The organism is Nocardia uniformis NBRC 13702, from assembly GCF_001613345.1.
GTDB lineage: Bacteria > Actinomycetota > Actinomycetes > Mycobacteriales > Mycobacteriaceae > Nocardia > Nocardia uniformis.
Map to the genome: position 1 here is coordinate 129558 of NZ_BDCE01000056.1, position 12604 is coordinate 142161.

At 65.1% G+C, this 12604-nt stretch carries 10 protein-coding genes and 1 pseudogene; 7 read left to right on the forward strand and 4 right to left on the reverse strand.

The window, feature by feature from the left end; all coding sequences use genetic code 11:
• Position 1 precedes the first annotated feature (1 nt).
• Both NU1_RS19760 and NU1_RS19765 read left to right on the forward strand, forming a co-directional pair.
• Positions 2 to 781, forward strand: coding sequence for a serine/threonine protein kinase (locus NU1_RS19760; RefSeq protein ID WP_157552589.1), 780 nt, complete (start codon positions 2 to 4; stop codon positions 779 to 781).
• A gap of 164 nt (positions 782 to 945) precedes the next feature.
• On the forward strand, positions 946 to 1275 hold the full coding sequence (locus NU1_RS19765; RefSeq protein ID WP_157552592.1) for a hypothetical protein: 330 nt from the start codon (positions 946 to 948) through the stop codon (positions 1273 to 1275).
• Between the two features lie 2 nt (positions 1276 to 1277).
• Here the strand turns inward: NU1_RS19765 and NU1_RS19770 are convergent, their stop codons facing one another.
• Together NU1_RS19770 and NU1_RS19775 are read right to left on the reverse strand one after the other, a co-directional pair.
• Entirely contained in the window at positions 1278 to 2747 is a 1470-nt protein-coding gene (locus NU1_RS19770) for an aldehyde dehydrogenase family protein (protein WP_084521612.1), read from the reverse strand.
• Between the two features lie 147 nt (positions 2748 to 2894).
• Positions 2895 to 4658: a hydroxysqualene dehydroxylase gene (locus tag NU1_RS19775; protein WP_067523268.1), complete on the reverse strand. Its 1764-nt coding sequence runs from the start codon at positions 4656 to 4658 to the stop codon at positions 2895 to 2897.
• A gap of 301 nt (positions 4659 to 4959) precedes the next feature.
• Here NU1_RS19775 and NU1_RS19780 point away from each other — a divergent pair, with 301 nt between their 5' ends.
• Positions 4960 to 5583 (forward strand): TetR/AcrR family transcriptional regulator, encoded by a 624-nt coding sequence (locus tag NU1_RS19780; protein WP_084521613.1) that lies wholly within the window; start codon positions 4960 to 4962, stop codon positions 5581 to 5583.
• Positions 5584 to 5663: 80 nt separating this feature from the next.
• Here NU1_RS19780 and NU1_RS19785 read toward each other — a convergent pair whose 3' ends face one another.
• Entirely contained in the window at positions 5664 to 6431 is a 768-nt protein-coding gene (locus NU1_RS19785) for an SDR family NAD(P)-dependent oxidoreductase (RefSeq protein ID WP_067523270.1), read from the reverse strand.
• A gap of 11 nt (positions 6432 to 6442) precedes the next feature.
• Positions 6443 to 7591 carry an acyl-CoA dehydrogenase family protein gene (locus tag NU1_RS19790; RefSeq protein WP_067523271.1) on the reverse strand — a complete coding sequence of 383 codons (1149 nt, stop codon included), beginning with the start codon at positions 7589 to 7591 and terminating at the stop codon, positions 6443 to 6445.
• A 224-nt stretch (positions 7592 to 7815) separates the two neighbouring features.
• On the opposite strand from NU1_RS19790, the gene NU1_RS19795 reads away from it, so the two are divergent.
• From NU1_RS19795 to NU1_RS19810, 4 genes and pseudogenes are all read left to right on the forward strand, one after another.
• Positions 7816 to 8604 carry a crotonase/enoyl-CoA hydratase family protein gene (locus NU1_RS19795; protein ID WP_212761475.1) on the forward strand — a complete coding sequence of 263 codons (789 nt, stop codon included), beginning with the start codon at positions 7816 to 7818 and terminating at the stop codon, positions 8602 to 8604.
• A 23-nt stretch (positions 8605 to 8627) separates the two neighbouring features.
• Positions 8628 to 9787 (forward strand): annotated as a pseudogene (locus tag NU1_RS19800) (CaiB/BaiF CoA transferase family protein).
• A gap of 52 nt (positions 9788 to 9839) precedes the next feature.
• Positions 9840 to 10988, forward strand: coding sequence for a thiolase family protein (locus NU1_RS19805; RefSeq protein WP_067523273.1), 1149 nt, complete (start codon positions 9840 to 9842; stop codon positions 10986 to 10988).
• 129 nt (positions 10989 to 11117) lie between these two features.
• Positions 11118 to 12602 carry a FadR/GntR family transcriptional regulator gene (locus NU1_RS19810; RefSeq protein ID WP_067523274.1) on the forward strand — a complete coding sequence of 495 codons (1485 nt, stop codon included), beginning with the start codon at positions 11118 to 11120 and terminating at the stop codon, positions 12600 to 12602.
• The last annotated feature ends 2 nt before the right edge of the window (positions 12603 to 12604 follow it).

Below are 12604 nucleotides of genomic sequence, written 5' to 3' on the forward strand. Positions count from 1 at the left end.
GATGACCAACGATATCGACACGACCAACGTAACCGCCGCAGAGTCAAAAGATGAAGAGCCGCGGGAGAAAAAGACGGCGGCGAACACCTCGACCCAGAACGAGAAAGCGTTGTCGGATTCCGCCCCGACACCGGCGTCGGAAACAACGAGAGCAGGATCGGAAGCGGGCGTCGGCAACAGGCTGCGGGCGCTGTCGGCCGGCCGGCCGGTGGCGGTCGTGGCGATCCTGGCACTCGTCGCGGTAACGATCACCTTCGCGGTGTTGTGGCGCGATGCCTCCGGGCGGGCGGATGGGCTCGAGCAACAGCACGCCGACGAGGCGACCGCCGAACGAATCGCAGGCCAATACGCCGTCGGTGCGGCGAGCTTCGACCATCGCAATCTCAAGCCGTGGGTAGCTGCGCTGAAATCGGGTACCGATACGGCGCTCACCTCGCGATTCGACTCTGCGGTCGAGACATTGACACCGCTTATCCGAGAGGTCCAGTGGGTTCAGACCAGCAAGCTCATCGCGGCCACCACCTTGAAGCACGAGGGCGACACCTACGTCGTCCAGGTGTTCGTGTCGACCTCGATGACGAGCACGCAGAACCAGGAGCCGGTGAACACCGTGACGCCCTACACGCTGACCGTGTCGGGGCCGCCGAACTGGACCATCACCGACGTCGCCGGAATCGCCGGTACCCCGCAGGATGGCAGTACTGGCACCGGGCAACCTGACCTCACTCCGCCCGGCGAAGCCCCGAACCCGCCAACGGAATCCGGTCAGGCTCCGCGGTGACATCGCGCCGAGGACATCAGTCGCGGGCCGTCACAATCGCGTCAGCTGCGATCGTTGGAATGGCGGCGGCGCGCAACTGGATGGAGTCGGCGAATGGGTGGTCCGTCAGCGCTATGGGTCGCCTCACCCCGGAAGTCGAAGGCGTGATGCCGAGGAGTCCCGTGATGACACCGGGCTTTTGGCTGCTGCTGGGCAGTTGCTGCGTGGTCCTGCTGGCTCTGCGCCCGGATCGGGGCAGAGCCGCGCTGCGAATCACTCGCATCATAGCCGTCGTCGGGGTGACGCAGGCTTCCGCCGCGGTTCTGTTCATGCTGCGCCCGGCCGCGCTTCTTCCCGCGGACGCGAAGGTGGCTGCGGGCGATGGCGCCTTCACCATATGGCCAGGGGTGGCGCTGGTCGGTGCCTGCCTCGTAGTGGTGGCAGCGGTGATGACACCAGTCGACACTCGATCGGCAGACGAGGCCGACGGCCTGCGTCCACCGATCGAGGTCTGACGTCAGCGACCGTGTAGCCAGCCGATGAGCCGGGGCAGCAAGCGATCGACCCATTCGGGACGGCGCAGGCTCAGCAGGTTGACTGGCAGTGCGAAGCGCTCGATCGCCAGTGCGCGGGGTCGGGTGAATTCACGGAGTCCTTCCGGGCCGTGAATACGGCCGAAGCCACTGTCGCCGCGTCCGCCCAGGGGAAGGCTGGCGATGGCGGCGAACCCGAGGACCGAGTTGATCGAGACCTGGCCCGTGTCGAGGCGGCGCGCGATGTCGGCGCCGTGCCGCTTCGCGAAGACCGCGCCGCCGAGCCCGAGGGCCACGTCATTGGCCTGAGCGACTGCGTCATCGACGGACTCGACCGTGGTGACGGTCAGGGTCGGACCGAATGTCTCCTGTTGGATGGCCGCCGAGTTGTGCGGAGGATCGAGCAGGACCACGGGTGAGATGAAGCGATCGCCGATGCTCGCCAATCCGCCGATCAGCGGAGCAGCCCCATCGTTGATGGCGGCCCGCACGTGATTTCGTACTACTTCGGCCTGGGATGGCATCGTCATCGGGCCATACGACGAGCCCTCCCGCTCACCCGGCCGGATATCGGCGAGCTCCCGCTCGAGCGCCGCGACGAATTGGTCGCGGACCTCGCGGTCGACGTACACACGCTCGATGCCAACGCATGTTTGCCCCGCGTTGCCCATCGCGCCGAAGGCAATCGACTCCGCTGCCGCGTCGATATCGGCATCAGCGGTGACGATCGCGGCGTCCTTGCCGCCGAGTTCCAACACGACCGGAACAAGATTGGTGGCACAGGCGGCCATGACTGCCTTGCCGGTAGCCGTCGACCCGGTGAAGGCGAGTTTGTGGACACCGGCATCGCACAGCGCTCTACCGGTTCCGCCATCTCCGGTGACGATGGACAGGATCCCTTGCGGTGCCTCCGGATTCGCGGTGGCGAAGGCATCGGCATACCACTGCGCGACAGCAGGGGTGTATTCGCTGGGTTTGAAGACGACGGTGTTACCCGAGGCGAGCGCGGTCGCGATGGATCCGTTCGGTGTGTAGAGCGGGTAATTCCAGGGACCGATTACACCGACGACGCCGAAAGGAAGGTGATCGACCCTCGCCGCGAAATTCGCGGTGAGCAGTCCGGTTCGGCGCTTCTCCGGACCCAGGATCTTGGCCGCGTTCTTCGCCGTCCACGCGATGTGCTCTAGCGACAGCATCAATTCCAGCGCGGCATCGGGCCGCGGCTTTCCGTTCTCGCGGTGAATGAGATCGATGATCTCAACCGCGTGCTGGGCCATGTACCGGCGCCACGCGAGCAGGCGCGCGCGCCGACCTTTGAAGCCCTTGGCGCGCCACCACGAACTTGCTTCGTGCGCCTGCCGGACGACCTCGGTGACCTCGGTGAGTCCCATGATCGGGACCACGGCGACCACCTCGTCGGTCGCCGGATCGAAGCTCTGCAGTTCAGTGTCCATCGGTTGCCTCACATGTGAACGATCGGTAATGTCGGGTGGCATTTGCAGCTGCCGGTTTTCTGGTGCATGGGAACGGTTCGGACACTTACGTCTACTTCCTCACAGCGAAGACGAGCAGTTGAACGGTGAACAGTGTCAGGGCCGAAGCTAGGCCGACACGCTCACCAGCGACTGTTCGCTGCGCATGCCGTCGCGCTTGCGAGTCGTGGGGTGGATGAGATCGAAGATGTTTCGGCGCCCTCGTCGATACAGCCGGTTGTCCAGGGCCAGAAGCGGCTTCAAGAACCAGACGTCGACGAAGCGTGCCACCTCGGCGGGTGTGGCCGCCGAACCTGCGGCCGTGAGGATTCCGTTCGTGGCCCGGCATCCCGCTTCGGTAGCGCTGTCCATGGAGTCGACACCCAGTCCGTTGTCTGTCCGGACATATGACGAAGCGAGAAACAGATTCTTCACCGCGGTGGTGGCCTCGGGCTGGTTGTCCATGCACGAGGGAGTGTTGACAAAGAGATGTTCCAGATGCGTAACGGGGTCGGTGCCGTGTGCCTGCGTGGTGCGGCTCAGGTACCACGAATGGATAAGTGAATCAGGTAGTAGCCGTTCCCCATCGGGAACGTCGCGGCGAAGCTGGGCGATGGTCTCGTGGAAGATGTGCTCGGGATCCAGATCTTTCGCGGACTTGCCATAGATGATGCCGGGGGTCTCCCAATCGGGGATGTCGATCGACAGGTAGCCCTTGACGGTGCCGTCTCCGTACAGTTCGTCGATCTGTTGGTCCCACAACTTCGCGTAGTTGATGACCGCCGCACCCCAGGGCTCACTCGCCGAGTAGTGCAACTCGTACAGCTCGGGCACCTCTTCGGTCAGATACACCGTCAGGCCGCACAGCAAAGTCGGCTCTATGTTCTTGATCCGTCCCAGCGCTGGATCCACTTCGGCCAGCTTGCCGTCGACGATCGAGGCGACCCGTTCGGCGGGCATGGCGAGCACGTAGTAGTCGGCGTCGACGGAGCTTTCCTCGCCGCTGTCGTCGCGGATGATTGCCGAAGTAATCTGCCCGTCCGCATATTCGAGTGAGATCAGTTCGTGCTTCAGATGAATATTCACTCCGAGCGAGCGAAGATGATCGCCCCACGGTTCCCAGATGACTTCGCTGAAGGGCCCGGTGGCGCCGAGGAACCACTGGCGGAAGTTCGCCTCGCCGAACGAGACACGCATGAAGCCCGCCATCACCCGGGCGCAGGTCCGCGCATTCATTCGATTGAGAACGCCGAGCCCGGCACCGTCGATCATCTTCAGTAGTTGACGTGCCGTGGGCGACATCTTGTCGGTGGCCATGAAGTCGGCAACCGACTGGTGTTCCATCTGGCCGTATTGGCGGAGTTCGCCGCTGCTCAGCATGGTGAGCACCTTGGTAGCCAAGAGCGTTTTGTCTTTGACGCTCAGCTGGCCCATCAGTCGTCGCATGCTCGACTTGCCGGGGTCGCGGGGCCGACGCCGGTTGATGATCGCGCTGAACACAGATGCGGCGGTGGGGGGTTTGCCTTCGGGGAACGCGATGGTATCGCCTTTCCAGGCGATCTTCGCGCCCGTCAGCGGACTGAGTTCGTCGAAGATGCTGCCGCCCTTGCGGCCAGGGATGCGGCGGAGCTGGTCGGGAAGAGTGCCGTAGAAGCCCACGACCATGTGCGGACCGATCTCCGCCGGAAGGTCGCCACGTCCTTCGGTTCCAGTGTTCTCGATCCGATAGCTGCGGGCTTTGCCTCCCAACGCCTCGCGCTCGAACAGATCGACCGAGAACCCGCGCTCTGCCAGTTCGAGCGCGGCGCTCAGGCCGCCGGGGCCACCGCCGAAGACAGCGACACGATCGGATGCTGAGTTGCCCTTTTTGCGATCAGTGAGCGCTGATGACACGTCTTTTGTCTCCTGAGTCCAAGGGAAGTGAAGTCCCGAAGTTGATACATCGACACAATCCTATCTCATCGTTTCAGCGTCTGGTGGTGACACTGACCAGAAACCGGACTCGGCGCCTGCGTTTTGCAAATGGAAGCGCAGGCGAACGAGCCAGCTGAAGTTATACGACATGCGACTAAACACGCTATGAGTCTCACTACATGAGCTTTATAGCGCAGACACACCTTGATTTATGAGCTTCAATCAGCCGAGAGTGCCTCGCTGACTGCGATCCTTCTGCCCCTTGACCTAAGCTCATTGAATGACCGCAGCCATGTCCCCGCTCGTTGCCCTCCTTGCCGGACAAGAGCAGCCCAACCGCACGGACACGCGCATCATGGACACGACTCGCGATCTGTTGATCGAGCACCACGCGGAGATCACGGTGGACCAGGTCGCGGAGCAGTCCGGCGTTTCCCGCGCGACAATCTTCCGGCGGTTCGGGAACAAAGAAGCCCTGATCGAACGCACCATCCGTCGCGAACTGCGCCTAGGCGTAGAACAGACCTTCCAGAGCATGGCGGCGAAGTCCACGGCCAAGGCGCGGGCGATCGAATTCATCTCCCGCGCCTTCGAACTCGCCGTGGAGCATCCAGTCCTGCGCAACCAGTTCGCTCATTCGGCCAGTGACCTGACGCGACTCGGGTCGAGCGGCACCCCATCGATGCTCGACACGACCCGGCAGGCATTCGCCGATGTGCTACAGCTCGCGGTCTCCGAAAGCGGACAGACCCCGATTCTTTCGCCCGCCATCGCGGCCGATGTTCTCATCCACACGATCGGTGGTTATGCCCTGGTGCCCACCGCGAATCCGCGGGGCGACCAATCGCTGACGTTCCGGCGCATGATCGAGGACCTCGTCGAGCAGCTGCTGATCGGGCACTGACCGCCGCGACCGACCTAGCCGAACTGAAAGCCGATCAGTAGGTCGCGGGCGCGGCACCGATCCCACCATGACATCCTCTGTTACCGCGGAGCCATCCGGACCCCGCCATCGAGACGGATGGTCTGGCCGTTCATGTACGGGTTCTCGAGCAATTCGACAGCAAGCCGCGCGTAGTCGTCGGCAGCGCCGAGTCGCTTCGGGTGCGGCACAGTGGCAGCGATGCTCTCGCGGATGTCGGGGCGCAGCCGGCTCAGCATCGGCGTGTCCATGACGCCGGGAGCGATGGTATTGACCCGAATCTGCCAGCTCGCCAGGTCACGAGCCGCGACAAGGGTGATGCCGTGGACGCCTGCCTTGGCCGCGGTGTAGGAAGTCTGTCCGATCTGACCGTCGAAGGCCGCCACGGAGGCGGTCAGGACGATCGCCCCTCGGTCCCCATCGTCTGGTTCGTTGCCAGCCATTCGGGCCGCAGCCAGGCGAAGGACGTTATACGTGCCGACCAGATTCACCCGGACCACCTCGGCGAAGGTGTCGAGGGAACCCGGTGTGCGCTCCTTGTCCAGAATGCGGACCCGGTCGCCTCCCCGGCCGGCGCAGTGCACGACGCAGCGCAGCGGACCCCGCGTGTGCGCGGTGTCCAGGGCCGCAGCGACGGCTGCCTCATCGGTGATGTCAGCCTGGACGAAATGCGCGTTGTCACCGAGTTCGGCAACGGCTTTGGCGCCCTGCTCCTCGGAGATGTCGGCGAGTACCACCCGCCCGCCCCCGTCGATGATCCACCGAGCCGTGGCCAACCCGAGTCCTGAGGCGCCGCCGGTGACGAGGGCGCTCGATCCGTGGATGTGCATGGTGCAACTCCTTACAAGCCGAGGGATTTACTGATGATGGTTTTCAGAACCTCGCTGGTGCCGCCGTAGATGCGGGACACCCGCGCGTCGGCGTAGAGCCGGGCTATGGGGTATTCGAGGATGTAGCCGTAGCCTCCGTGCAGCTGCAGACAGCGATCAACTACCCGCCCTTGGGTTTCGGTGCAGAAGAGCTTCGTCTTGGCCGCGTCGGCCCCGGTCAGTTCGCCCGCGACCAGCGCGCTGATCGCCGTGTCGAGCAAGGCCTGGGAGGCTTCGAGGTCGGTGGACACGGCCGCCAGCTCGAATTTTGTGTTCTGGAACTGGGCCAGGGCCTGTCCGAACACTTTTCGGTCCCGCACGTAGTCGATGGTCTGGTCGATGGCGGCCCTGGTCTGCGCGACTGCCCCCACAGCGATGGCCAGCCGCTCCTGCGCCAGGTTGCGGCCCAGATAGGCGAAGGCCTGACCTTCTTCGCCCAGCCGATTGGTTACGGGAACACGGACGTCGGAAAACGACAGTTCCACGGTGTCCTGGACGGACAAGCCGAGTTTCTCGAGCCGACGTCCCACCTCGAAGCCGAGCATGCCCTTCTCGACGACGAGCAATGAGATCCCGCCGCGGCGGTTGTCCGGATCGGTGGACGTGCGGGCGGCGACAATGACCAGGTCGGCGTGGTGGCCGCCGGTGATGAATGTCTTCGATCCGTTGAGCACGTAGTGCTCTCCGTCGCGAACTGCCGTCGTGGCGATTCCGGCGAGGTCCGAGCCGGTCCCCGGTTCGGTCATGGCTATCGCGGAATACAGCTCACCCGACGCCAGCCCGGGGAACCAGCGGCCGCGCTGGGCGGCGTCCGCCAGTTCGAGGAAGTACGGCACGACCACGTCGAGGTGCGTTCGCAGCCCGCCCAGGGTCACCCCTGCGCGTGCGGTCTCTTCTTGGATGACGGCGTTGTATCGGTAGTCCCGCTGCCCACCGCCGCCGTACTCCTCCGGAATCGAAACACCGATGATGCCGAGCCGGCCCAGCACGGTGAACAACGAGCGCGGCACCAGGCCCGAACTTCGCCACTGGTCGTACACCGGAACCACGTCGCGAGTCAGGTAATTGCGCACCAGGTGGCGAAAATCCTCGTGATCCTCGGTGAACAGCGTTCGGCGCATCGGGCTACTCCTCTTGGCGGTCACGTCACGGTGCCGTGGTCGCGGCAGCGGATCGCAGACGACCCGCTTCGGCATTCAGTGCACTGTATTTATCACATCGTCTACAGGGGATCAATAGCCTAGGTAAACAACCGAGGTACTAGCCCTGATACCGCGAACTTTCCACTAGAGGGTTGTTCAGCTTCACCTATTGAGGATACTGTATTGACGCTCAAGCCATCGCGATGAGCCATACGGAAGGAGTAGATGTGTCGGATGTGGTCCTGGTGGAACGCCACGACGCGGTCCAGGTCGTCACCATCAATCGACCAGCGGTGAAGAACGCCCTCGATGCCGCCGTCGCGCAGGCCGTGGCCGAGGCGATCGACGAGCTGGACGAGTCGGGTGATCTTCGCGCCGGAGTCATCACCGGCGCGGGCGGAACCTTCTCGACGGGTATGGACCTGAAGGCATTTCTGCGCGGCGAGTCCCCTTCTCTTCCAGGGCGAGGCCTGTGTGGGATCACCATCACACCGCCCCGCAAGCCCCTCGTCGCCGCGGTCGAGGGTTGGGCACTGGCCGGCGGTTTCGAGCTATTGCTTGCGTGCGATCTCGTGGTCGCGGCACGCACGGCGCGATTCGGCGTGCCCGAGGTGAAACGGTCTCTGGTGGCGCGAGGGGGCGCGGCGTACTTGCTACCACGGCGAATTCCGCAGGCCATCGCACTTGAACTGCTGCTGACGGGCGAGCCCATCGACGCCGATCGGGCTGCGGAGATCGGATTGGTCAATCGGCTCACCGATGAAGGCGAAGCACTCGACGCGGCGATAGAGCTAGCCGTACAGATCGCGGCCAATGGCCCCCTCGCGATCGCAGCGACCAAACAGATCGCGCGATCCAGCGGCGATTGGACGCTCGAAGAAGGGTGGGAGCGGCAATTCGCAATGTCGCTGCCGGTATTCCAGTCCGAGGACGCTGCCGAGGGCGCCACCGCGTTCGCCGAGAAGCGGCCACCGGTTTGGAAGGGACGGTGACTGTGCCGTCGCGAGGAGCTGACGTGTCCACCGGACCGCTGTCAGGCTGCCGGGTCGTCGAACTCGGCGGTATCGGGCCCGGCCCGTTCGCCGGCATGCTGCTGGCCGACCTGGGCGCCGAGGTCGTGCGAGTGGACCGTCCGGAGCGGATGAGCGAGGCGGATGCCGGCGGACCGTCCGACATCGTGAATCGCGGAAAACGCTCGGTGGTCATCGATCTGAAGCACCCGCAAGGCGCAGGTATGGTGCTGGACTTGGTCGAACGGGCCGACATCTTGATAGAAGGTTTCCGCTCGGGAGTCACCGAGCGGCTCGGCATCGGGCCCCACATCTGCCTCGCACGTAACCCCCGGCTCGTGTACGGCCGGATGACTGGCTGGGGACAGGACGGCCCATTATCGGCAGCGGCCGGGCACGACATCACCTATATCGCGCTGACCGGGGCGCTGGGCGCGATCGGCGCAGTGGGCGGCCCACCCCAGATACCGCTGAACCTGGTCGGCGACTTCGGCGGTGGTGGATGCTACCTCGTCATCGGAGTCCTGGCGGCATTGCATTCGGCACAACGATGCGGTCGTGGGCAGGTTGTCGACGCCGCGATCGTCGACGGCACGGCACATCTGCTCGCGAGCACTCATTCCAAACGCGCGCGCGCGGCGTCTGGACCGACGAGCGCGGCGTCAATCAACTCGACGGCGGCTGGCCCTTCTATGCGGTGTACGCCACCAAGGACCACAAGCACATCGCCGTCGGGGCGCTCGAAGCCAAGTTCTACCGACGGCTGGTCGAGTTGCTCGAGCTCGACGTCGACCCGGATCGTCAGCACGATCGATCGACCTGGCCTGCGCTGCGGCAACTGCTGGAGCAGCGGTTCGCCGAACGAACCCGCGACGAGTGGGCTCGGCTCTTCGATGGGACCGATGCCTGCGTCGCGCCGGTCCTGAATCTGGCCGAGGCCGGCGACCATCCGCATCTGGCCGCGCGCGCCACCATGATCACCAGCCACAATGTCGCCCAGCCCGCGCCCGCCCCGCGATTCTCCGGTACGCCGACGCAGCCGGGCGCTCCCGCCGGAGTACCGGGTGCCGATACCAGGGCGGTGCTCACCGACTGGCAGGTCGGCGAGATCGAGGATCGCCTGCACAGCGGTGCCGCCATCCAAGCCAGCATACCGGCGAAATAGCAGACAGACCCATGGTTTCCCGACGCGGAGGCCGGATCGAGAGGACCAGTTCATGAGAGACGCCGTTATCGTCGATGCCGTTCGCACCCCGATCGGCAAGCGCAACGGTTCGCTGGGCCACATTCATGCGGCCGACCTGTCGGCCCGCGTTCTCAACGCGCTGATCGAGCGGACAGGAATCGAGCCCGGCATCGTCGACGATGTGATGTGGGGCTGTGTCACCCAGATCGGTGACCAGTCCAGCAATATCGGCCGATTCGCCGTGCTCGCCGCGGGCTGGCCCGAGCATGTCCCCGGCGTGACGATCAACCGCGCGTGTGGCTCCGGACAGCAGGCCATCGACTCCGCAGCTCATGCTGTGATGGCGGGACAATACGACGTCGTGGTGGCCGGCGGCGTCGAAACCATGACCCGGGTACCGCTGGGCTCACACCGGACGATCGGTCAGCCCTACGGCCCAGCAGTCCTGGCCCGCTACAACAACGCCGAGTTCAACCAAGGTGTGGGCGCCGAACTGATCTGCGAGCAGTACGGATTCAGCCGTCGACAGCTCGACGAATTCGCCGCCGAATCGCACGCCAAGGCCGCTTCGGCGACCGACGACGGCGTCTTCGACGATCATCTCGTGCCCGTCGAGGTCGAGGGTTCCGACACATTCACCACCGACGAGGGACTGCGCCGCGGCACGACGCCCGACACCCTCGCCGGTCTCCGGCCATCCTTCGCGCCCGACGGCGTCATCCACGCGGGGAATTCCTCACAGATCTCCGACGGCGCGTCCGCGCTGCTCATCACCACCTCCGACCGTGCCCGCGAGCTGGGCTTGAACCCGATCGCTCGATACCACAGCGGGGCTGTGAGCGGTGCCGACCCAATCACCATGCTGCTGGGTCCCATTCCGGCGACGGCGAAGGTCCTCCGCCGGGCCGGGCTGTCGCTCGCCGATATCGGCACCTTCGAGGTCAACGAAGCGTTCGCACCGGTTCCCCTGGCGTGGCTGGCCGAAACCGGTGCCGAGCCGGACCTGCTCAACCCGCTCGGCGGCGCCATCGCGGTCGGACATCCGCTCGGTGCATCGGGCGGAATCCTGATGACCCGCTTGATCGCGCAGATGCGCCGACAGAACCTGAAGTACGGCCTGCAGGCGATCTGCGAAGGAGGCGGAACCGCCAACGCCACCGTCATCGAATTGCTGCGCTGAACCATCCGCGCCGAAGTCAGTGGCCTCAATAGTTCCTCGTGCCCTCCCAGAGCACGCGTCATTGCCGCCACAGCTCGGAGCCCTGTCTAGACTGAGCATCCGCAAAGGCCGTCCTGGAGGAGTATCCGCATGGCGAACGCCGTCGAGACCGAGCACGTCGACGGCGACGCGGGCACCGCAGCCGCGGTCCCCAGCGCCAGGCTCGCCGCACAGATCGCACACCGCATCGAGGAAACCGTGATCGCCGGCGGCTGGCCCGTCGGCACCTCGCTGGGGTCAGAGGTGGAATTACGTGAGCGGTTCGGGGTGAGCCGATCGGTCCTGCGCGAGGCTGTCCGTCTGGTAGAACATCACCAGGTCGCCCGCATGCGCCGAGGACCGAACGGAGGCCTATTCGTCAGCGCTCCGGACGCCGGTCCCGCCACCAGGGCTACCGTCATCTACCTCGAGTACGTCGGCACCAGTGTCGCCGACCTGCTCGAGGCGCGGCTGTTGCTCGAGCCCATCGCGGCGGGTCTGGCCGGCGAGCAGATCACCGAGGAAGGTATCGCTCTGCTGCGCGGCACCCTCGACAACGAGGCCGCCTGCCAGGGCGATCGGGGTGTATCCGCGCAGGACCCCCTGCATCCCCTCCTCGGCGAGCTGTCCGGGAATCCGGTGCTGCGGTTGTTCATCGACGTGCTGACCCGGCTGACCGCGCGGTACGCACACACCTCACGTCAGGTATCGAAAGCCGAGGTGGCCGAATCCAAGCGCGTTTCCCACGAGGCGCATATGTCGATCGTCGACGCGGTGATCGCAAGCGACGCGGCAATCGCACAAATGGCCCTGATCGCGCACCTCGAGGCGATCGCTGCGTGGATCGAGGCACATCGTGTCCGGCACCGGACGCGGATCCCGGGTCCGGTGGTCGAACCCGAGATCGTCGAAGGCCCACAGGCGAAACTCGCCGAGGTGCTCGCAAGCCGCATCCACGACGACATCGTCGCGCGCGGCTGGCAGGTCGGAATGGTTCTCGGCTCCGAATCAGATCTCCTCGCTCGCTACGGGATCAGCCGGTCGGTGCTGCGCGAGGCCGTCAGGCTCCTGGAGTATCACTCGGTCGCTCGGATGCGCCGTGGGCCCGGCGGTGGGCTCGTCATTGCCACGCCCGAGCCGCAGGCCAGCATCGACACCATGGCGTTGTTCCTCGAGTACCAAGGCGTCACCACCGACAATCTGCGCGTCGTCCGCAACGCCATCGAACTGGGGGTCGTCGTACGGGCGACGGCACGGCATGCCCAGGGCGACACCGGCATAGCCGAACGCCTCCGAGCCACCACCCAGCTCACAGCGGACGGCCCAGAGGACTACGTACACAAGGCCGACAGCTTCCATACTGAACTGGCGGACTCGGCCGGAAATCCTGTGCTGTCGTTGTTTCTCGCGATCATCACCGAACTGTTCCGCAGGCACACCGCGGAGTACAGCCGTCCCGCCCCCGGGGAAACAGCCGCCGCGGAGGTTCGGCACGCACATGAGCGGATTCTCGATGCCGTTCTCGCGGGCGATTCCGGGCTGGCTCGTCACCGCATGCGCCGGCACCTCGACGCGCTGGCGCCATGGTGGGCCTGACC

Excerpts from the sequence above, each read along its gene's own strand:
- NU1_RS19760 (WP_157552589.1), top strand. The coding sequence starts at position 2 with ATGACCAACGATATCGACACGACCAACGTAACCGCCGCAGAGTCAAAA.
- NU1_RS19765 (WP_157552592.1), top strand. The coding sequence starts at position 946 with ATGACACCGGGCTTTTGGCTGCTGCTGGGCAGTTGCTGCGTGGTCCTG.
- NU1_RS19770 (WP_084521612.1), bottom strand. The coding sequence starts at position 2,747 with ATGGACACTGAACTGCAGAGCTTCGATCCGGCGACCGACGAGGTGGTC.
- NU1_RS19780 (WP_084521613.1), top strand. The coding sequence starts at position 4,960 with ATGACCGCAGCCATGTCCCCGCTCGTTGCCCTCCTTGCCGGACAAGAG.
- NU1_RS19785 (WP_067523270.1), bottom strand. The coding sequence starts at position 6,431 with ATGCACATCCACGGATCGAGCGCCCTCGTCACCGGCGGCGCCTCAGGA.
- NU1_RS19790 (WP_067523271.1), bottom strand. The coding sequence starts at position 7,591 with ATGCGCCGAACGCTGTTCACCGAGGATCACGAGGATTTTCGCCACCTG.
- NU1_RS19795 (WP_212761475.1), top strand. The coding sequence starts at position 7,816 with ATGAGCCATACGGAAGGAGTAGATGTGTCGGATGTGGTCCTGGTGGAA.
- NU1_RS19805 (WP_067523273.1), top strand. The coding sequence starts at position 9,840 with ATGAGAGACGCCGTTATCGTCGATGCCGTTCGCACCCCGATCGGCAAG.
- NU1_RS19810 (WP_067523274.1), top strand. The coding sequence starts at position 11,118 with ATGGCGAACGCCGTCGAGACCGAGCACGTCGACGGCGACGCGGGCACC.